A 21106-nucleotide genomic window follows, 5' to 3' on the forward strand; every position below is an offset into this window, starting at 1 on the left:
TTGCAAGCGAAAACACACTGAGATCTTGAATAAGATTGTTGCAGGTAACGAAATCACTTCAGAAGATTTACGCTCAAAATAATTAAACTGTGTAGATATGCTTAATGAAACAATATGAAATAATTATTAAGAGGAAAATGTTATTAATTAACAATTATAGACTGAATGAGCATCCAGAGAAAATCAGACTTATAGAACAAAACTTAGGAGAAATCCTAAAGCCTACTATTGATGCATATCTGCATCAAAGTGCTGCTAACAAAAGTTGTTAGTCGTGCTACTAAAGCTAGTTATATGAGTGTTTATGGTTGGAGAAGAAAGCATTTTCTATGGAGCCGCTATTGTGTAGCGGTTGCAGCTATAGCAATCACACTACTGGTCAAACTGTTGCTTGCACCAATCATTGATAATGAAAGTCCCTTCTTATTATTTTTCTTTGCGATCGTCGTTAGTACTTGGTACGGCGGTAGGACAACAGGAATACTTGCGACAGTTTTAGCGGCTTTATGCGCCGATTATTTTTTCATTCCGCCGTTTCATTCTTTCTTAGTTGATACTGTAGGCTTTTGTATTCGTCTAGGCTTGTTCATCTTTGAAGGAACTGCAATAACATATGTCGTTGCTGAATTAAATACTACCAAACAACAAGCCGAAACGAGAAGGTTAGAAGCTTTACGCTACCAAGAGACTTTACAACAAAGCGAAGAACGCTTTCGTTTATTCGTTGAAAGTGTTGGCGAATATGCAATATTTATGCTCGATGCCGATGCTAACATCGTTAGCTGGAATGTGGGAGCAGAAAACTTATTTGGGTATAAAGAAGCAGAAATTTTAGGAAAACATTTTTCTTCCTTATTCACGCTTGACGATATTAGAAGTGGGAAACCACAACATGAGATCGAACAAGCGATCGCGCAAGGACGTGCGGAAGCGCAAACGTGGCACCTACGGAGTAACGGTACGTGGTTTTGGGCAAATTGCGTAATTACCGCGTTACGCGATAATAATGGTTGCTTGCGTGGTTTTGCCAAAGTTATTCACGATTTTACCGAACATCATCAAGTAGAAGTGGTTCTGCAAAAAGCTAACGAAGAATTAGAACTCAGAGTCCAAAGCCGCACCTTTGAGTTACAAAACGCTAATGAGCAACTGTGCAACGAAATTATTGAACGCCAGCAAATTGAAGAAGCTTTATTAGATAGTCAAACTCGACTGCAACTGATTAATAGCATCTCAACCGCAATGATGCTAGGTATGTCGGTAGAACAGATTATTAAACGTACCGTCAGACAAATCAGCGAATGTTTTCCTTCACTACGCGTCGCTTACTCGATAATTGATCAAAATGGCACCTTGATGGTCGTTCATTCGCTAGAACCCGAAGGAATACCATCACTTCAGGGAGTCACGTTTGATTTGCAGACAATGCCAGACTATCTCCAAGCGATACAAATGAATGTACCGATTGTAGTAGAAGATATCGCGCAGGATCTGCGCTTTTCTCCGCAAAATTGTGCTTTGTTTCGTACCTATGGTATTCAAGCGTTTGTTGACGTTCCATTGCAATACTCGAAACAATTAATCGGTTTGCTGTGCTTTGATTCGGCGCAGCCGCGAAAGTGGAGTAATCACGAAATTGGTACGTTGATTGTTATCACGCAGTATCTTTCGATCATCATCAAGAATGCTCAGACGCAACAAGAACGCGATCGCGCCGAACTCGCGTTACAACAAGCGCACGATGAATTAGAACTTAGAGTCAGAAATCGAACAGCACAACTTGCAAAAGCAAACGAAGAGTTAAAAACAGAAATTTACGAGCGCCGGCGCGTTGAAGAATCACTAAGACAAAGTGAAGAACGCTTGCGCTTTGCTCTGAGTGCGGCTGATATGGTAGCGTGGGATTGGAATACTTCAACCGATGAAATTAGTTACTCTGACAATGCACATAGCGCGATCAGATTACCGTCAAAAACAAAAATAAACACGGCGACCGAGTTTTTTAATTTAATCTATCCTGAAGATCGCGATCGCGTGCTGCAAGAACTTCGGTTTCAATGTACTTCAGCGAATAGAAATCTCTACAGCACAGAATTTCGTTTAGTTCATCCTGATGGTTCGATTCACTGGATGGCTAATCAAGGAAAAGTGAGTTATGACAGCGCGGGTAAAGTCATCCGCGTTAGTGGAATTCTCCGTGATATTACAAAGCAAAAGCAAATTGCCGACCAAATACAAGCTTCGCTTGTTGAAAAAGAAGTCTTACTCAAAGAAATTCATCACCGTGTCAAAAATAATTTGCAGATCATTTCTAGCCTTCTCAGCCTACAGTCAGGATACATTGAAGATCAACAAACGCTAGAAATTTTAAAAGCGGGTGAAAACCGTATAGCTTCAATGGCACTAATTCACGAACAATTGTATCAATCACAAGACTTAGCAAAGATTGATTTCCCAGATTATATTCAAAATTTAGTGGCTAATTTGTTTAGCTCTTATGATGTTTCTTCTGAAAAAATTATTTTACATTCTAATATTGAACGCATTCTTTTGAGTTTAGATATCGCTATCCCGTGTGGTTTAATTATTAACGAATTAATCTCTAATTCTTTAAAACACGCCTTTCCAAATAATAAAAAAGGTAACATATACATTAAGCTGTCTGCGATAGATGATCGATATCACCTTAGTATTAGAGATGATGGTGTAGGATTACCAAAAAACATAGATCCAAACAATACAGATTCTTTGGGCTTACAAATTGTCGCTGCTTTAACTCAACAATTAGAAGGTAGTTTGGATATTCATAGTCACAATGGTACAGAGTTTAAAATTAAGTTTTGATAGTCAAAGTTATTTAATTTGATAAGTATTCCTAATGAGTAAGGCAAGTATCCTAATTGTAGAAGATGAGCTTCTTGTTGCCAAAGATATACAAAATCGGCTAACTAAGTTTGGATACGCTGTTGTTGGTGTCGTCTCTTCGGGAAAGGAAGCGATCAATAAAGCGACAGAAAAGAATCCTGACCTCATTTTAATGGATATTCATTTAAAAGGAGAGCTTGACGGAATTGAAGTAGCGCAGGTAATTTATAATGGTTTGAATATTCCGATAGTTTACCTAACCGCTAATGCTGATGACAGCACATTAGAACGCGCCAAGGCAACAGAGCCGTTTGGGTATATTTTAAAACCTTTTAAAGAGAAAGAATTAAAAACAACAATTGAAATTACACTAACGAAGCATCAAATTGAAAAAAAGCTTCGACAAAGCGAACAGTGGTTAGCCACAGTTCTCAAAAGTATTGGCGATGCTGTGATTACTAGCGATGCTTGCGGAACAGTGACTTTTATGAATCCTGTAGCCGAATCGCTGACAGGTTGGACACAAGAGGAAGCCTACGGTAGAGATGCAACAGAAATATTTAATATTACGAATAGCATATCTGGTCAAAAAGTGGACAGTCCTATTGTGCAAGCTTTAAAACAAGGAACTACAGTTGGAATCGCCGAAGAAACACTTTTGATTACCAAAAATGGCATAGAAATTCCCATTGATGATAGCGCAGCACCAATCCGCGATGATAAAGGAAATATCACTGGTGCAGTATTAGTATTTCGCGATATTACAGAACGTAAGCAAGCAAAAGAAGCTCGTCAAAAGCAAATTGAACAAGAAAGGCTTGTTGCTCAACTAGAAAAACTTAATCAACTAAAAGATGATTTTTTAAGTACAGTTTCGCACGAATTACGGACTCCGATCGCCAATATGAAAATGGCAATTCAAATGCTATCTCTTGCACCTAATATAGAAAAAAGTCGGCGGTACTTGGAAATTTTGCAAGCAGAATGCACGCGGGAAACTGAGCTAATTAATGATTTGCTTGATTTACAACGTCTCGAATTAGCAACTTATCCAACGCTACTTGCTGAAGCAATTCATTTAAGCGATTGGTTAGCAAAAATAATTGAGCCATTTGTGCATCGCAGCGAACAACGTCAACAAATCCTGCAAATGAATATTAGCTCTAATTTAATACCATTGGTTTCTGGTCGGGCTAGCATCGAGCGAATTTTAGCAGAACTATTAAATAATGCGTGTAAGTATACTCCAGCAGGTGGGAAGATAATCTTAAGTGTCAGCCAAGATGATGCACGATCGCCCGAAGATGCGGCAAGAAACACAGATTTATCTAGAGTAAAAACGATTTTCAGCGTTAAAAATCAAGCCGAAATTCCTCAAGAGCAATTACCGCGAATCTTTGAAAAATTCTATCGCGTTCCCCAAAGCGATCGCTGGCAACAAGGTGGAACAGGTTTAGGGCTTGCTTTGGTGCAAAAGCTTGTTGAACACTTGCAGGGAACGATTGATGTAACCAGCGATCAAGGTTGGACAACATTTACTGTCACGTTGACTAATTTAGTTGGAAATCATGAAATCTAAAGAATAGGTTAATTTTAAATTTGTTGTGCGTCGTTAATGTTAGTGAAAGTCAATTTATAGGCTATATATTATAACGTAAGTTGCGGATTTATGACAACTTAGATAGCCAGAGAAACTTTGTTGATAAAAATGCATCTAAGTAATTAGTTAAGATCAAATAGTAGAGAGTTGCGTTTAGAAAGTAAATCTGTGGAATAGGTGAAAAAGAATCAGGAACATACAATTAGCAATCTTAATTGGGCGGTAGAAAACATCTGTTCCATCATTAAACAGTCAAAATTTTCCTGTGTTGCGAACTTTTTTCCTTTTTTCGGGCAATAGGAGCCACTGTGACGCTAGAATTCCACCTCTGCGTAACTGCTATTGGACATCATCTTTACCGAGTACATACTGAACAAGTACCGCCTACAGTGCCAATTGCCAAGGAAGTTAGAGCGTGGGATGTAGAGAGTTGGTTAAGTTATGCAGCGCAGATTAAAGCTGCTGTATATCTAGGCGATCGCCATAACTTAAATGCAACCTTAGCTATTTTAGGAAAGCAACTTTATGCTGCATTGTTTACAGGGAAAATTGCAGAGAGTTGGAATGTAGCACAAAATTTAGCTCAGCAAAAACAAGTACTACTGGCATTACACATAGAAATTGCTGCGAGTTGCTTAGTAGATTTACCGTGGGAACTTCTCTATACAGCAGATCGCTTTTTAGTTACCAATCCTCAAATCGCTGTGAAGATTAGCCGGAGACACGCAGCCGAAAATCTAGAACAACTCGATTTGGCTTACCTCATCGAGGATATGCAGCAAGAATCGCTTGCGGAAGAATGGAATGATACGTTTCTCGAAATTGATGAGAGCGATCCCGCGTATGCCGAAGATTCAGCTGTTGTTGCGAATATATTGAGCCAACTTGCAGCATCGCCGCCGACAACTCCAAACGAAGAACAAGCTTCCATACCTACAACTTCTACTCAAACTACGCCGCCACCGCGCGGCAAATCAGAAAGTGTCTGGAGGACATTTGTCATTGGTAGTTTCATGATGGCAATCGTTGCGATCGCCAGCGTATGGTGGGAATATCAGCAACCAAATCAAATTGCTAGTTCTTTAACATCCTTAGCGTGGAATCGGTTAAATAAGCGTAATTGGCAAGCCGCGAGTACACAAGAAATAACGGCGATCGCGATCGCCCAGTTGCATCGAAAAGAAGCGATCGCTGCACAACCCCTAGTGGAAGAACTACTTAACCGCAACGCGTTACAAAATGCTGAAAAGGTGCTGAAGGTTGTTCCGCCGTCTGCTAATACTGATACAATTTTGTTTCTGCGTGGACGTTTGGCATGGCAATCTTCACAAATAGAACAAGCACGTCGTTATTGGGAAGCTGCGGTCAAACAAAAGTCTGACACAAAATACTACAACGCTTTAGGCTTCGCCTACTATGCACAAGACAACTGGAGTCAAGCTAATGAAGCATGGTTTGAGGCATTATATTTAGCTAATCAACCGTCAGTCACGCAAGATAACAGCGAACTCCTCACAACCTATGCTGGACTTGCATTAGTCTTGCAGCAGTCAGTGCCGAATCGACCGCCTAACGAACAAGCAAAACTCATTAATGAAGCAGTAAAGCTCCGTGAAAAAGTTTTAGCAGAAGATCCTATTAACTTTCAACTACAGCAGTTAGAGAGTCATTGGCTATGGCATCAAAAAGCCATCACCGACTGGCGATCGCTCCTTCTTATAAAAGACAGCAGGGTTAGTCGTTAGTGGGTAGTAAGATGAGCATTAAAGCTAACATTAGCTATTCACTCTTCTGTTTCCTCATCGTAAGTTTTACCCAAAATTGAAGATAGCGAACGGCGTTTACGAATGTCCATCATTTCTGCGAGTGCGACTTTTTCGACATCGACTTGTTGAGCATTTTCTGGAGGCAAAATTGTGATGACTGGGTCTTCACGACTACCATTACTATCTGAAACCTCTACAACGGTTGGTTCGGCGCTGTGAGGTTCTGGGACTTCGACAACAGGCGGTTTAGGTGTTGGGGATATCTCTGGTTCAATTACAATAGGTGGTTCTATACGAGGAACCGCAGAGGGCTGTTGCGCTTGCAGCATTTGTAGTTGCTGCTTGCGGTTACGCGATCTTCGCTGACGGCGTTGATGTTTTCTTTTTGGCTGTGATGAATCTTTTAATTGTCGGAAGACAACCCAGTAGCCAGCTGCACAGATAACAATCGCACCAACTACCCAGATGACAAGGCGATCGCTACCAGTAGTGACCGCATCAGGTACTTGGACAACAAGCGGTGCTGATTCTGGGCGATCGACAAAACCAGCAAAAGTTAAACTGAAAATCGAAAGTGTAGTGACTAGTAGTAGAATTAACCACAGCAAAGGCCAAAGCAGCCAAGGTGAACACAGTACGGCAAGTACCGAATTCAATAAGATAGATGATTTTGCTGATCCTCGCCGTCTGGCACGAGCCAACTGTAAATTACTACGTTGTTGTGATGACTGCTGTGTACTCTGATTGTCGTCCATAGCTAAATGTCAGCGGCATACACCCTGTTTTGTTTTTCATTATCTAATAGATCTGGAGGTCAGAGGTCAGAGCTTTTTAGAGCAAGGATATAGGGTAAAAAGTTGTTACAACTATTTACTTTCACCTACTCTACTAACTACTAACCACTAACGATGTCTTTCTAATGCCAATTGGATGAGGCGATCGACTAATTCTGTGAAGGGAACGCCACTTTTTTCCCACATTTGCGGATACATACTTGTTGCTGTAAAGCCTGGTAATGTATTGATTTCGTTAATCAGAATTTCTCCTGTGGCTTCAACGTAGAAGAAATCGACTCGTGCTAAACCCGCCGCGTCAACAGCCGCAAAAGCTTGCAACGACATCTCTTGAATTGCCGCAGCGACTGATTCTGGTACAGATGCAGGAATTGACAACGCTGCTCGACCCGCAGTATATTTTGTTTCATAGTCGTAGAAATCACTCTCAAAGGTAATTTCTCCGACGACCGAAGCTTTGGGGTTATCGTTGCCCAAAACCGCACACTCTAGTTCGCGAGCAACAACGCCTGCTTCGACAATTAACCGCCGATCGTAGCTAGCGGCATTGTCTAGGGCTGTTTCTAATTCACTGCGCGATCGCACTTTGGTAATACCAACCGAAGACCCTAAATTCGCGGGTTTCACAAAGCATGGATAACCAAGCGTTGCTTCGATTTGGTCGCATAATTTAGGAAACACGCAAGGATTTGACCACACTTGCGCGCGGTTAACTGCCATGTACTTGACTTGCGGCAATCCAGCTTGGGCAAATGCCATTTTCATCGCGATTTTATCCATGCCCATCGCGGAACCTAATACCCCAGAACCTACGTAGGGCACCTGCATTAATTGCAACAAACCTTGGACTGTACCGTCTTCACCATTCGGACCGTGAAGGATCGGAAACCAGACATCTACATCGGCAACTTGCGACTGCGACGAAGCTGAGGAAACGGGTAGATAGGGAGATGTTGGAATTGGGAGCGATGTTGAGTTGTCACTCGGTAGCTGCGTATTTGATTCATCAAGTTGGAGGGGAGTACCAGACGCGAGAACTTGCTGCGCAATGTCTCCAGGAAGCCAGCGCCCATCCTTTTGAATATAAAACGGCAGAAGTTCGTATTTTTGTTGATTTGAACCTGATAGGAGTGCTTGTGCGATCGCGCGTGCGGAACTAATTGAAACTTCATGTTCGCCCGAACGACCGCCAAACAGCAACCCTACTCGCAATTTATTCATCGGCTAATTCCCTTTTAGGCGCTCCCCATTGGGCAATAGCGTACCATAGGGAAGGCTCAAGACGTCATGCGATTGCGATAGACGCTAAATTCAGCTTCTAGTCCAGGTAAGTGTACAGGCTCGCACGATAAGGATTCTAGTTCATCAGCAAATTCGCGTAATCGTTGAATATTCGTTTGTAGCCGCGACTTAATGCCTTGCGCGCCTAATGCTAAACAATCAGGGCAAATATCACCGTATTCAATGCCTTGGTTGCTATATATTGATGCTCTTGCTGTTTTGAGATGGTAAAGACAACCACAAACTAGGCACTTATTTTGCCGTCCTCGTGTAGGTTCTTGGTGAAAACGAATTTTCATGCTATGACCTCTTACGCTTTACTTCAACGTGCGATCGCTTTAAGGTTGGTCATTGGAAAGAAGGTTCATCAACAATTACCGCGTTCTCCATTCCCCGTGACCTGAACTAAATGATTGCTATTGTGGTCAAATTGTGACTGGTTGCCGGACAACAACTTCACCCGTTAAGCTAAAGGCGCGGATTTCGGTAATTTTTACCTGTACTAGCTTACCTTTAAGTTCTGCAATATTTCCAGGAAAGAACGTTAAGCGATTACCACGCGTGCGCCCCATAACTTGCGCGGGATCTTTGGGGTTTTGGTCTTCGACTAGCACTTCTTCAATTCGACCGAGATAGCGCTGCGAACGCTCGGATGCTTTAATTGCAACAAGATGATTGAGCCGTTGGAGGCGATCGCTTTTCACTTCTTCACTCAGTTGATTTTCCCACACAGCGGCTGGCGTACCTGGGCGCGGCGAATACGCAGCGGTATTCAAGTGGTCAAAACCAATATCATCGACAAGTTTGAGCGTATTTTCAAACTGTGCTTCGGTTTCTCCAGGGAAACCCACAATCGCATCCGCACTAATCGAAGCATCAGGCATATACCGCCGAATTGTATCAATAATTCGTCGATATTTTTCTTGCGTGTAGCCCCGCGACATTTGTTTGAGGACTTCGTTATCGCCTGATTGAAAAGGAATGTGGAAGTGTTCGCACACCTTGGGTAACTCTGCACACGCACGAATCAAACGTTCCGTAAAATAACGCGGGTGACTCGTCGCAAACCGCAGACGTTCAATTCCTGGCACATCATGCACGTAATACAACAAGTCAGTTAATGTGTGCAGATGGCGTCCTTCTGGCGTCGCACCTGGTAGATCGCGTCCGTAAGCATCTATGTTTTGCCCTAGCAACGTGACTTCTTTGAAACCTTGTCTTCCTAGTTCTACCATTTCTGCGCGAATTGCTTCAGGCGTCCGCGATTGTTCCACACCGCGTACATTCGGAACTACGCAGTAGGTACAACGTTCATTACAACCATAAATCACATTGACCCAAGCAGTCACCGTACTATCACGGCGGGGCTTTGTGATGTCTTCAACAATGTGAATAGGTTCGGTAGCAACTATCTGATTTCCCGCGAAAACTTGTTCGAGTAAGTCTTGTAAGCGATTAGCGTGTTGCGGTCCCATAACAAGATCGAGTTCGGGAACTCTTCTCAGCAGCGATTCACCTTCTTGTTGCGCAACGCACCCAGCAACGACTAACGTTAATTCGGGGTGTTCGTGTTTGCGCTTTGCTTGTCTACCAAGGTAAGAATAAACCTTCTGCTCGGCGTTATCTCGAATTGTACAAGTATTGTAAAGAACCAAATCTGCTTGATAGGGATCTTCTGACCACTCAAAGCCCATGTCTTCTAAAATGCCAGCCATCCGTTCCGAGTCGGCTTTGTTCATCTGGCAACCAAAAGTAGTGATGTGGTAGCGACGGTTAAAAGTGGTCATTGCGATCTAGTCAAAATAGAAGACAGCATCCAAATTTCAATTATAGATTTTTTGTTGGCAATGCTTGGCGACACTCATCTTAATACAGTTCATACTTAAGTAGCGTACACGCTAAAGCACCGTTATAGATGGGAATGCGCCGCGATGCTTTCAGTCCCACTTTTTTTGCTAGTTCTTTATTTCCTGTCAAAACAAACGCTGTCCAACCTTTGAAGCGTTGTTTAAACACATCGCCAAGCAATTTATAAAGTGTACCTAGTTCTTGAATATCTCCTAAACGTTCCCCATAAGGAGGGTTACAGAGAAGAACTCCGCAATCGGCTGGCGCTTCGAGGTGAGACAATTCTGTTTGAGCAAACCGAATTTGATGTTCAAGACCGCAGCGTTGGGCATTGCTACGTGCTTGAGTGAGGACATTCGGATCGCGATCGCTTCCCCAAATCGGTGCAGGCAATTTTGCTAATCTACTCTTTTGCGCTTCTGCGAGTAGCTGTTGCCATAACTGAGGGTCAAAATCAGGAAAGTTTTGCAAACTGAATTTTTGACGAAACAAACCTGGCGCAATATTCAAAGCTTTTAACGCCGCTTCGATGGGTAAGGTTCCTGAACCGCACAACGGATCTAAAAACGGTAGATTGGTATTCCACTCAACGATATCTAAAAGCGCCGCTGCAAGCGTTTCCTTAAGGGGTGCTGCACCCATTGCTTGGCGATAGCCGCGTCGATGCAAACTCGTACCAGAACTATCTAGACTGACAGTACAGCGATTTTGATGAATATGAACGTTAATCGCTACATCAGGATTTTGAACATCAACGCTCGATCTTTGACCTGATTTGCGGCGCTGTTGGTCTACGATGGCATTTTTGACCTGTAATGCGGTGAAGTGCGTGTGGTTGAGTTTTTGATTGCCGCCTGTACAGGTGACTGCTAATGTCCTGTCAGGCTGGAGGTACTCATCCCAAGTAATTTTTTGTATTTCTTGATAGAGAATATCTGAGTTAGGGCAGTCAAATTCCCCAATAGGTACGAGGACTCTAAAAATTGTTCTTGCCCAAAGATTCACGCGGTATAGCAGTGCGCGATCGCCAACAAAATGCACTCCAGTAAAGTCAGGACGCACCTCTTTCGCCCCTAAACGTTCTAACTCAGAGGCGGCAACGGGTTCTAGTCCGCGTTGCACGGTTGCAAAATAGCTATTCACATTCTTGAAACTAAGATGGGCAAAAGCCCATCCTAACAGTTACTCTTGCGGTTGTGTCATGAGCTTTTCTTTATCAAGTCTGCGCTTTCGGGCGTAAAGTTGAATCGTGGCTGCCATCGCAACAATCATCGCTAAAATACCCCACGCTGTAATATCGGTAGGTAAATTGTTTTTGAATACCGCCAGTAACACAATTGCGACAAGAAACACTGTAGGTGCTTCATTTAAAGCACGTAGCTGTTGACTACTCCAACGACACTCATTTTTTGCTAATTGCTTCATTAAGCGACTGCAATAGTGATGGTAGCCAATCAATAGGACGACAAATAGCAGTTTAATATGTAACCAACCTTGTTTGAGAACTTCCGGTTCCGTGCTGATTAACCCGATCGCCATTGCTACCGTTACCAGCATTCCTGGTGTAGTTATGATGTTATATAGCCGTTTTTCCATCAGCTGGTACTGATTTTTGAGAATTGTTTGGGCGGGTTCTGGTTGTTCATTCGCCTCAACGTGATAGATAAATAGGCGCACTAAGTAGAACAATCCGGCAAACCAAACAACAATACCGACAAGATGAAATGCTTTAAACCAGTAATAAGCCATATTCCTAAATCTTTGTTAAAATGTGGTCTTTTTCATTCGGGTACAAACCAAACTTTAAACCTGATAACTCTCTAAATTTTAGTTTTCTTTGAAACTCTTAATCTCACTCAACTCAAATCCTATTCACAATTCGTCTTTAGGATTTGTTAAGAAAAATAAAGACTTAAGTAATATTCTGGAAACTACGTATTGCTACTTGTAGAACAAATAACACCAGTCACTGATAAAGTCTACATTTTACGCAAGCGATCGCACTCCCTCTCACAATGCTTCATTAGTTAAAAATTACAACATTTATTATTAGAGATTGATTTTTTATGCTTCATCATATTTCAATTGCAGTTGATCGTCCACTTCATGTTGCTGACGTCTTAGCGCAAGTTTGTAACGGACAGTCACTTCCTTTTCCACCACATCCAGGGAGTTATATTGTACTTGCTGATGATGAGTATGGTACAGCAATTGAACTGTTTCCTACAGGAACTGAACTGATTCCTGGAGTTCAAGAAGCAGCATTTTCACACAATAGTTCATCTAGCCCCTTTACCGCCGTTCATGCAGCAATTTCAGTTCCGGTTAGTCGTGAAAAAATTGAAGACATTGGCGCGCGCGAAGGTTGGTTAGTTAGACAGAACAATCGCGGTCCATTTCATGTGATCGAATTCTGGGTAGAGAACAAACTAATGTTAGAATTTCTGCCGCCAGACCTCGCATTAGAATACTTAAACTTCATGCAACCACAGAACTGGAGAGCATTTCTTGATAATACAGTTCCCGCCGCGACCAAGTCGTAACTGCATCCACAAAGAGTTTCATGACAACATTAATCTTACTAAGTAGGTGGGCATAATTAAATGTCACACGTAACATTTGTCAGTAATGAATAATAGAGACTCTTTCTAATAGACCTCCTGCATGAATCACAGATGCCCTTCGACTCCCTTCAGGGCGATCTAAGCAAAGTGTCCCTTCGGACACTAAAACAAGATTTTTATGGCTAATTCCACCTCAGTGGAATTTTTTTTATTCAGCTGGCGAATTTATTCGCGATTCTCTTCACGCAGGAGGTTTATTCAATTTTACGCCGGTTTCCACGTACCATGAAACCCCATCGGAACTACGCTAGGTAATCCTAGGCGACAAATTGGAGGTTCAGTGAGGCGATCGCCAAATATCCAAACTTCACTACTATCAGTATTACCATCATAGACAATTGTAACGATCCAACCTCGATCGGGATTTTCGGGATCGGGAGCATAAATTGGTTCGGCGGGGTAGCGGTTTTCACCACAATCGGCGATCGCTAATGTTTGAATTTGATAGTCAAAACGCGCGATCGCCCCAAACATTTCTTTGCGAGGATCAATACTTGGGCGATGTACCGAAAGATAAATTTGCTGTGGTTCTTTTCCGACGGCGTGGGGAGGAATGACCGGAAATTCACAATGCCGATCTAAGATGTTTTGCATTACTCTCACTTTGCCAAGTCGCGGATCGAGACATATTTTCCACAGCGCACTTTTCGCAACAGTATGCGTTTCTCCTGTGGCGACTTCTTTGAGATATTGATTTGTTTGAAAATCTTCATAGCGGACAACATCAACGATAATATGACCGCGATCGTCTACGTAACCATTTGCAAAATGCCATTGATACCAAGCTTCAGTTTCACCGCGACAAACAAGCGCGAGATTGCGATCGAATACTAAAAACTCTGTACCAAGTTGCGGTTGCCATTCTAGCGAATCACTAAAGTTATTCAATCCGACGAGAATCGGTAAGGGATTGAGGCGCACCGGAGGAATAAAAAATACGAGATACTCGCCTGCTAAGACGAAATCATGCACGAGGGGAACGCCTTTGAGGGGAAATGTTGCGTGTTTCAAAATTCTGCCTGTAGCATCGCTTTTATAAAGGTTCAGCGTTGCATTCAAGCCAGGAGTAACACCAAAGTTAAAGATCTCTCCTGTTTGAGTATCAATTTTGGGGTGAGCAGAATAGGGTAAGTTATTTTCTAATTCTCCTAAATCGTCGCATCCCCAGGTTTGTAGTGTTTTCAAATCAAGCGCATATGGATTACCACCTTCCCATAGCGCCAACAGTTTATCAGGAAGTGCCAAAACAGATGTATTTGCGGCATTTTTGATTGGTTTAAACCATTGATTCCAGATTGGTCCTGGTGCCGTCATGCCATAGTTACCATAGAGGAATTGCCCTGCTGCGGCTTCCTCCTGATAACCTTGTGTTTGTACATAGCGATATAAGGCTGTAGCTTCAGTGTCAGTAAAGTTGACTGCGAGAATCGCACCATCGCCATCAAACCAGTGTCCCACGCGCGCTGTACCGCGTTCGAGTCGTGCAGGACCATTACGATATAGCGTACCGCGTAAATTCGCAGGAACCTTACCGGCGAGGATGGGTAAAGTCGTCAGCGAAAATTCTTTAGCAGGTTGTGCGATCGCTTTTGCCCAAGTTTGCGTCGCTGGTTTACTTGTTGTGTACATTCTTTAGCTTGTGTGCATACTGCGGTGACTTTCCCTAGGGTAGCAAGAATGCTCTTTCGCTCGTGGCTACTTGAGAATTACCTATACAAATCAGATATAAACTGTGAGAATTTGACATCATGTTCTAAGGCTATATTTATTAATTTAGATATTCTAAAACAGTATAGTAAATATGAACAAAGCACATTGGCACAGAGGAGTAGAAAAAAGCTTGATTTGGTACGTAAGAAATTGGGAATAATATATGTTTTAAGTAGTTTTTAAAAAACGTTGAATCATAAAAAACGCCAATTAAAATTTAGTTTATGAATGCTCTGATTCAAGAAGTAAAATCAAGTTTATTGCAATTGTTAGGGAATACTATTGAAGCACTTCCAGCATTTGCGGCAGCAATTATTATCCTTTTTCTGACACGTTATGCAGCAAATGTTACGCGCAGAATGACTCATGTGGCGACAAAGCGAATGGTTAAAAGTCAATCGTTGCGATCGCTTCTTATTCAGATTACTCATGTTGCAACTTGGGTAGCGGGTGTTCTCCTCGCGTGTGTCATTGCGTTTCCAGATTTGCGCTTGGGTGATATTATTGGTTTACTTGGCTTGAGTTCAGTCGCATTTGGTTTTGCTTTTCAAGATATTTTCAAAAATTTTCTGGCAGGGGTGTTGCTACTTTTAAATGAACCTTTTCGATTGGGAGATCAAATAATAGTGAATGGTTCAGAAGGAACGGTAGAAGATATTACGATTCGCTCGACTCAAATTAGAACTTATCAAGGAGAACGCGTACTTATTCCGAATGCGATCGTGTTTACAAGTTCGGTGCAGGTACTGACTGCAATGCCACACCGTCGAACTGATTTAGAGTTAGGCGTTGACTATAATACTGATTTAGCAAGTGCGATTGATTTGTTGCTTGAAACTGTTAAACAAGTCAAAGGTGTTTTACCAAGCCCATCACCAGAAGTTGATGCAGTTGCCTTTGGTGATAGTGCGATTGAGTTAGTAGTGCGTTACTGGAGTGCGCCGCAAAAAATTCAGGTACGCCAAACGAGAACGCGAGTGATTATTGCGCTAAAGCAAGCGTGCGATCAAGCGGGAATTAATATTCCTTATCCAATTCGGACGCTTTACTATTACAACCAAGAACAATTTAATGACCACTATCCAGCTAAAGATTGTGCTGATTCTCAAATCAATTAGTAGTAAGATTTTATGTGAAATTTTGCGCTTGAGTTGTCAATGGTTTTTAACTATGTTGATAGTTGACAAAGTCTTCCCACACTCTCTTCGCTGTCAACTGCTACGAGTCAGAGCGATCGCGGCTTGGTATGTCAGACTCTTAATCGCTTGGCGATCGCCCTTGAACTGTTGATATTCGATATTTTGTAGCTTAGTTAGAATTACTGTACGCTGTGGCTAAGCTGAGTTTGATATCAAATATTTTTTGAACAATGTCGGCTACAACTTTATCAGGAGTAGAAGCGCCAGAAGTGATACCAATCGCGATCGCGCCTTCTGGTAGCCAATTTTCTGCGACTGCTAATTCTCCGCTGAGTTGTCGGTGTTCTACCCTGTTACCTGGACCGATGCGATCGGCACTGTCGATATGATATGACGGAATCTCGCGTTCTACTGCAATTTCTTGCAAGTGCGTCGTGTTAGAAGAATTAAAGCCGCCAATCACAACCATTAAGTCTAGTTTTTCTTCGACTAGCTCAAACATCGCGTCTTGGCGTTCTTGCGTTGCATCGCAAATCGTGTTGAAGCTTTGAAAATGGTCGTTTAACTCAGTAGGACCATATTTTTTCAACATGGTGTGTTCAAAAAGTTTACCAATTTGCTCGGTTTCACTTTTAAGCATTGTTGTTTGATTAGCGATACCAACACGTTCTAAGTCACGATCGGGGTCGAATCCTGCGGAACAAGCGCGACCAAATTTCGCTAAAAATTCGTTTTTATCACCGCCATTAAGGATGTAATTGGCAACGTACTCAGCTTGTGCCAAATTCAAAACAATCAAGTATTTCCCAGCAAACGAACTCGTCGCTAGCGTTTCTTCGTGGTTGTATTTACCATGAATAATCGAGGTGTATTCGCCCTTTTTGTGCTTTTCTACAGTGTTCCAAACTTTAGAGACCCAAGGGCAAGTTGTATCAACAATTGTGCAGCCTTTGTCATTTAATAGTTGCATCTCCTGAACACTTGCACCAAAAGCCGGAAGAATAACAACATCTCCTGATTCAACAACCGAAAAGTCTTTTTTGCCGTCTTCTACCGAAATAAATCCGACTTGCATTTCGCGTAGGCGCTGATTCACTGAAGGATTGTGAATAATTTCGTTAGTAATCCAAATTCTTTCTTGAGGAAAGTGCTGACGAGTTTCATACGCCATCGCGACAGCCCGTTCGACACCCCAGCAAAAACCGAAGGCTTTCGCTAAATAAATCGTGACATCACCGCGTTGCAGCGTGTAGTTATTGTCGCGAATTTCCTGCACAAGATTGCTTTGATATTCTGATTGCAGCTGCGTGGCGACTTCAGCTTGATGTCCAAATCCTTTACGGTGGTAGTTTTCTGAATGTTGGAGCGATCGCTTAAAAGCTTTTGTATCCATGCAGGTGTTGCCTCGTACTCTGATGCTTCTCACACTCGATCATAAAATGCTTAGCTGCTAATTTGATGCTGTCGATAAAATACTGATGCTTGAAGTCAACAAAAAACCGCCGCAGATGTGCGACGGTTAAGAAATTATGGAGAAATGACAAGTAGGACGTTAACCAACATTAGTAAGTACTAGACACATCCCCAGGACGTCGTGTTGCACCATAAACACTAGGGTCAGCCATCCCGCTAGCATCGGCTTCTTTGAGGAAACCACTATACGCTTCCATTCCGTGTTCGCCAATATCCAGACCTTCGATTTCTTCTTGTGGTGTGACGCGAATTCCTAAAGTAGCCTTCAGGATATACCAGAAAATCGTTGTAATTAAAACAGTAAAGCCACCCACCGAGAGAACACCGATGATTTGCGGCAATAACGCTCCGAATCCGCCACCAAGCAACAAGCCACGTAACGGACCTGCACCTTCTTCGTAAAGATTCAACACTCCGCCAGGACCTTCGGCAAATAGACCAACCGCCAGCGTTCCCCAGATACCACAAACGAGGTGAACAGAGGTAGCACCCACAGGGTCATCAATGCGGATTTTGTCAAACCAAGTAACAGAGAAGACAACAATAATCCCCGCGATGAAACCGATAACAGCTGCCCAAGGCAAACTCACGTATGCACAAGCCGCAGTAATTCCTACCAATCCTGCCAAAATGCCGTTAATAATCATTGACAGGTCAGGCTTACCTAGGTATACCCAAGCAACGATTGTCGCCGCGATTCCACCTGTTGACGCTGCAATATTTGTTGTTAAGGCAATATGGGCAATACTGGGGCTAACTGCCATCGTCGAACCAGGGTTAAACCCAAACCAGCCTAACCACAGAATCAGACAACCCAACATCGCAATACTCATGTTGTGTCCTGGCATTGCGACCGAAACACCATCTTGGTATTTACCTAAACGGGGACCTAAGATCGCTGCTCCCATGAGCGCCGCCCAACCACCGACTGAGTGAACAACGGTTGAACCGGCAAAATCCCAAAAGCCAGCATCTGCAAGCCAACCGCCACCCCAAATCCAGTGACCTGTGATAGGATAGGCGATTCCTACAAGTAAAAGGCTAAAAATCAAAAAGTCAATAAACTTGATGCGCTCAGCAACGGCTCCAGAAACAATCGTTGCCGCAGTTCCAGCGAATACCAACTGGAACAAGAATTTTGCGCCTAAGGGTACGCCCGTCCAGTTTAAAGCGCTAAAAACGCCTTGGTACGCATCCCCTGTTGATGGGCTATTATCAGCACCTGTTAAAAACCAGCCGTTTGTACCAAAGAAAGCATTGCCGTCACCGAACATCAGCGCAAAGCCGATTGCCCAGAATGCAACCGTAGACAGCGCAAACACAATCAAGTTTTTCGCCAGAATGTTGACCGCGTTTTTCTGACGACAAAAGCCAGTTTCTAACATTCCGAAACCAGCGTTCATAAAGAAAACTAGAAACGCAGCTACACACACCCACAAGGTATCTAAGCCAACTCGGAGATCGAGTAAATCTTGGGTTGTTCGATCTGGACTTGCAGCAGGCGCATCTTGCGCAACAGCAGCATAGCCCCACGCTAAGACAATAAAAATTGACAGCGGAATGCAGGCTCGCCAGGTAGGAGATAGCCGCTTGATTGCTTTGTGCAACTGTGCAAAAAATGTATTTGTCCTTACCGAGGAGCTAGCGTACCGACTTGCTGATAATGGTCGCCTTTGATCTCTCCATCTTTTCTTTTGCTTTAATTTTAGCTTCATTCCTTGAACCGATCCTTCAACTGCGAAAACACATCCAAAGCTCTAATGTGATAGCTATTTATGCTTTTAGTTAAGCTGCACAAGCGGCACCAATAGATGTATTCAATCTATCAGTCTCCTTGCTCAAGCAGAGTTCAATAATTCCTGCCCCTGACTAGGTTACGAGATGAGTTCTCAGCAGAATTATTGATAGTTTTGAGACTTTGATTTTGTATTTTTTTAAGCTAGCAATCTGTATAATTAATTACAGTTACTCGCAGATTACTTTTGCTAGTTTGGAACAAAAACCAAAGCTTAGTAAACGTCCGCCAACAGCAGAAAAGCATAAAGAAACTAGGAAAAAGCAATTCTTTGTGTTCTTTATGTCAAAATTATGCAGAAAATGCATCGTTTTTGACTGATACGTTTTATTACAAATTAGATAAGTATTTTTGATAGCCTAGTTCGTCTAACTTGGCTTGCTTCTCCATCACCATTGTCGTTAAGCCGGCGCGGTACGCTTGCACTTGTTGCAATAGCGCCGGATTGTGCGTTGCGAGAATTTGCACCGCGAGTAATCCGGCATTTTTCGCATTGCCGATCGCCACCGTCGCTACAGGAATACCAGCAGGCATTTGTACAATCGAGTACAGCGAGTCAACTCCTTGTAAATGGCGGCTAGGAACGGGAACTCCGATCACGGGTAAAGGAGTTAACGCCGCAACCATCCCTGGGAGATGCGCCGCACCACCGGCACCCGCAATAATGACTTTTATCCCGCGTTGATGGGCAGATTTGGCGTATTCTACCATGCGTTCGGGCGTGCGGTGTGCTGACACGATCGCAACTTCGCACGCGACATCAAATTCAGAACAAACCGCGATCGCCTCTTTCATCGTGGGCAAATCGGAATCGCTGCCCATAATAATACCAATGAGTGGTTGAGTCATGACTGCCTACAAGGGCTTAAGGTTAGTTGTAGAGTGGGATTTTTTTGTTGCGTATGAAGTTTATATTAAAAACGAACCACCAAGGCTCAAAGGACACGAAGATTTTAAAGATATATTGAAGGGATAGCTAGAACATACTTAGAAGCTTACTAACTCTGACCCCTGCAATGTCTTTTGATACAAGTAATGGCAACATTAACGGCGATCGCTAATTTGAATATCATTAATGCACGGCTACCAGGTTATCGAGGTTTACAGCAAATTTGTGTTGAGCAGGGTAGGATCGCTCAGATCTTACCGATGCCTGAAGCAATATCATCGACGCAGGGTTTAGATGTTGCAGGCGATTGGCTGTCTTTGGGCGGCGTTGATTTACAGATTAATGGGGCACTAGGGCTAGCTTTTCCGGAAATTCAAGCGCAAGATTTTTCTAAGTTAGCGGCGGTTTGTGAATTTTTGTGGCAACAGGGAGTTGATGGTTTTTTACCCACTTTGGTGACAACTTCGATTGACAATTTTCAGCGATCGCTTGCTGTTATTGGCGAATTTATGCAAAAGCATGAACCGCAGCAAGCCAAAATTTTGGGAGTGCATCTAGAAGGACCATTTTTGAATTACCAGAAGCGCGGCGCGCATCCAGCTGAATATTTATTACCGCTGACGATTGAAAACGTTCAGCGTGTTGTTGGTGACTATGCATCGATTGTTAAAGTAATAACCCTAGCACCCGAATTAGACGCAACTGGGGATGCGATCGCTTATCTGCGTTCGCTTGGCATCACCATCAGCCTCAGTCACTCACAAGCCACTGCAAAAGAAGCACAACGCGCGTTCGATCGAGGTGCAACAATGGTAACTCATGCTTTTAATGCGATGCCAGGGCTGCATCATCGCGAACCAGGATTGTTAGGAGAGGCAATCGTGTATCCTGGGGTGTGGTGTGGTTTAATTGCCGATGGACAGCACGTTTGCCCCACAATGTTGAAAATTTTGTTGAAAGCAAGCGGTTATGCACAAAAAATCTTTCTCGTGAGTGACGCTTTAGCACCTCTAGGATTACCTGATGGAACTTATCCTTGGGATACGCGCCAAATTACAGTTAGTAGTGGGACTGCGAGATTAGCTGACGGTACGCTAGCCGGAACAACACTGCCTTTACTCGTAGGAGTTCAAAACTTGGTACGTTGGGATATTTGTGATGTCGAAAGTGCGATCGCGCTTGCTACAACAGCACCTCGTAAAGCAATTCACTTACCAGAATTCATCGGCAATTCCGCAACACAATTACTACGCTGGCGTTGGAATGAGACAACAAAAGAATTAACTTGGTGCAGATTAGTGGCTAGTGGTGAGTTTTGAGTT

General features: G+C 43.0%; 17 protein-coding genes. 7 read left to right on the forward strand and 10 right to left on the reverse strand.

Annotated elements, in window-relative coordinates:
- The first annotated feature begins 249 nt into the window (after positions 1–249).
- The 3 genes from GLO7428_RS26180 (at position 250) to GLO7428_RS19045 (ending at position 6210) form a co-directional block, all read left to right on the forward strand.
- On the forward strand, positions 250–2844 hold the full coding sequence (locus GLO7428_RS26180; RefSeq protein ID WP_196797397.1) for a PAS domain S-box protein: 2595 nt from the start codon (positions 250–252) through the stop codon (positions 2842–2844).
- 34 nt (positions 2845–2878) lie between these two features.
- On the forward strand, positions 2879–4444 hold the full coding sequence (locus GLO7428_RS19040) for a hybrid sensor histidine kinase/response regulator (RefSeq protein WP_015190207.1): 1566 nt from the start codon (positions 2879–2881) through the stop codon (positions 4442–4444).
- A 329-nt stretch (positions 4445–4773) separates the two neighbouring features.
- The gene (locus GLO7428_RS19045; protein WP_015190208.1) at positions 4774–6210 is read left to right on the forward strand and encodes a hypothetical protein; all 1437 of its coding nucleotides are present in this window, start codon (positions 4774–4776) and stop codon (positions 6208–6210) included.
- 38 nt (positions 6211–6248) lie between these two features.
- Here GLO7428_RS19045 and GLO7428_RS19050 read toward each other — a convergent pair whose 3' ends face one another.
- The 6 genes from GLO7428_RS19050 to hemJ form a co-directional block, all read right to left on the reverse strand.
- A complete protein-coding gene (locus tag GLO7428_RS19050) occupies positions 6249–6986 on the reverse strand; it encodes a hypothetical protein (RefSeq protein WP_015190209.1) in 738 nt (245 codons plus the stop codon).
- A 147-nt stretch (positions 6987–7133) separates the two neighbouring features.
- Complete coding sequence (locus GLO7428_RS19055) at positions 7134–8246, reverse strand: D-alanine--D-alanine ligase family protein (RefSeq protein WP_015190210.1); 1113 nt, start codon at positions 8244–8246, stop codon at positions 7134–7136.
- A 56-nt stretch (positions 8247–8302) separates the two neighbouring features.
- Positions 8303–8605, reverse strand: a complete 303-nt coding sequence (locus GLO7428_RS28620) for a hypothetical protein (protein WP_015190211.1) — start codon at positions 8603–8605, stop codon at positions 8303–8305.
- A gap of 126 nt (positions 8606–8731) precedes the next feature.
- Positions 8732–10093 (reverse strand): tRNA (N6-isopentenyl adenosine(37)-C2)-methylthiotransferase MiaB, encoded by a 1362-nt coding sequence (gene miaB / locus GLO7428_RS19065; RefSeq protein WP_015190212.1) that lies wholly within the window; start codon positions 10091–10093, stop codon positions 8732–8734.
- Positions 10094–10172: 79 nt separating this feature from the next.
- Positions 10173–11297 carry a class I SAM-dependent RNA methyltransferase gene (locus tag GLO7428_RS19070; protein WP_015190213.1) on the reverse strand — a complete coding sequence of 375 codons (1125 nt, stop codon included), beginning with the start codon at positions 11295–11297 and terminating at the stop codon, positions 10173–10175.
- 39 nt (positions 11298–11336) lie between these two features.
- Positions 11337–11903, reverse strand: coding sequence for a protoporphyrinogen oxidase HemJ (gene hemJ, locus GLO7428_RS19075; RefSeq protein WP_015190214.1), 567 nt, complete (start codon positions 11901–11903; stop codon positions 11337–11339).
- A gap of 317 nt (positions 11904–12220) precedes the next feature.
- Here hemJ and GLO7428_RS19080 point away from each other — a divergent pair, with 317 nt between their 5' ends.
- Positions 12221–12697: a hypothetical protein gene (locus tag GLO7428_RS19080; protein ID WP_015190215.1), complete on the forward strand. Its 477-nt coding sequence runs from the start codon at positions 12221–12223 to the stop codon at positions 12695–12697.
- 285 nt (positions 12698–12982) lie between these two features.
- Here GLO7428_RS19080 and GLO7428_RS19085 read toward each other — a convergent pair whose 3' ends face one another.
- Positions 12983–14407: a carotenoid oxygenase family protein gene (locus GLO7428_RS19085; protein WP_015190217.1), complete on the reverse strand. Its 1425-nt coding sequence runs from the start codon at positions 14405–14407 to the stop codon at positions 12983–12985.
- Positions 14408–14712: 305 nt separating this feature from the next.
- Between GLO7428_RS19085 and GLO7428_RS19090 the strand changes: the two genes are divergently transcribed.
- Entirely contained in the window at positions 14713–15606 is an 894-nt protein-coding gene (locus GLO7428_RS19090; RefSeq protein ID WP_015190218.1) for a mechanosensitive ion channel family protein, read from the forward strand.
- A gap of 190 nt (positions 15607–15796) precedes the next feature.
- Here GLO7428_RS19090 and GLO7428_RS19095 read toward each other — a convergent pair whose 3' ends face one another.
- The 3 genes from GLO7428_RS19095 to purE all read right to left on the reverse strand — a co-directional run bounded on the left by GLO7428_RS19095 (position 15797) and on the right by purE (position 19744).
- Complete coding sequence (locus GLO7428_RS19095; RefSeq protein WP_015190219.1) at positions 15797–17020, reverse strand: 4-hydroxy-3-methylbut-2-enyl diphosphate reductase; 1224 nt, start codon at positions 17018–17020, stop codon at positions 15797–15799.
- Between the two features lie 169 nt (positions 17021–17189).
- Positions 17190–18815, reverse strand: coding sequence for an ammonium transporter (locus GLO7428_RS19100; RefSeq protein ID WP_015190220.1), 1626 nt, complete (start codon positions 18813–18815; stop codon positions 17190–17192).
- 410 nt (positions 18816–19225) lie between these two features.
- Positions 19226–19744, reverse strand: a complete 519-nt coding sequence (gene purE, locus GLO7428_RS19105; RefSeq protein ID WP_015190221.1) for a 5-(carboxyamino)imidazole ribonucleotide mutase — start codon at positions 19742–19744, stop codon at positions 19226–19228.
- Between purE and GLO7428_RS29515 the strand changes: the two genes are divergently transcribed.
- Positions 19743–19871, forward strand: a complete 129-nt coding sequence (locus tag GLO7428_RS29515) for a hypothetical protein (RefSeq protein ID WP_255348354.1) — start codon at positions 19743–19745, stop codon at positions 19869–19871. The two genes, purE and GLO7428_RS29515, sit on opposite strands and share 2 nt — an antisense overlap.
- Before the next feature lie 59 nt (positions 19872–19930).
- A complete protein-coding gene (gene nagA / locus GLO7428_RS19110; protein ID WP_015190222.1) occupies positions 19931–21103 on the forward strand; it encodes an N-acetylglucosamine-6-phosphate deacetylase in 1173 nt (390 codons plus the stop codon).
- Positions 21104–21106: the final 3 nt, after the last annotated feature.

Origin of the sequence: Gloeocapsa sp. PCC 7428 (assembly GCF_000317555.1) — a bacterium.
Taxonomy (GTDB): Bacteria; Cyanobacteriota; Cyanobacteriia; order Cyanobacteriales; family Chroococcidiopsidaceae; genus Chroogloeocystis.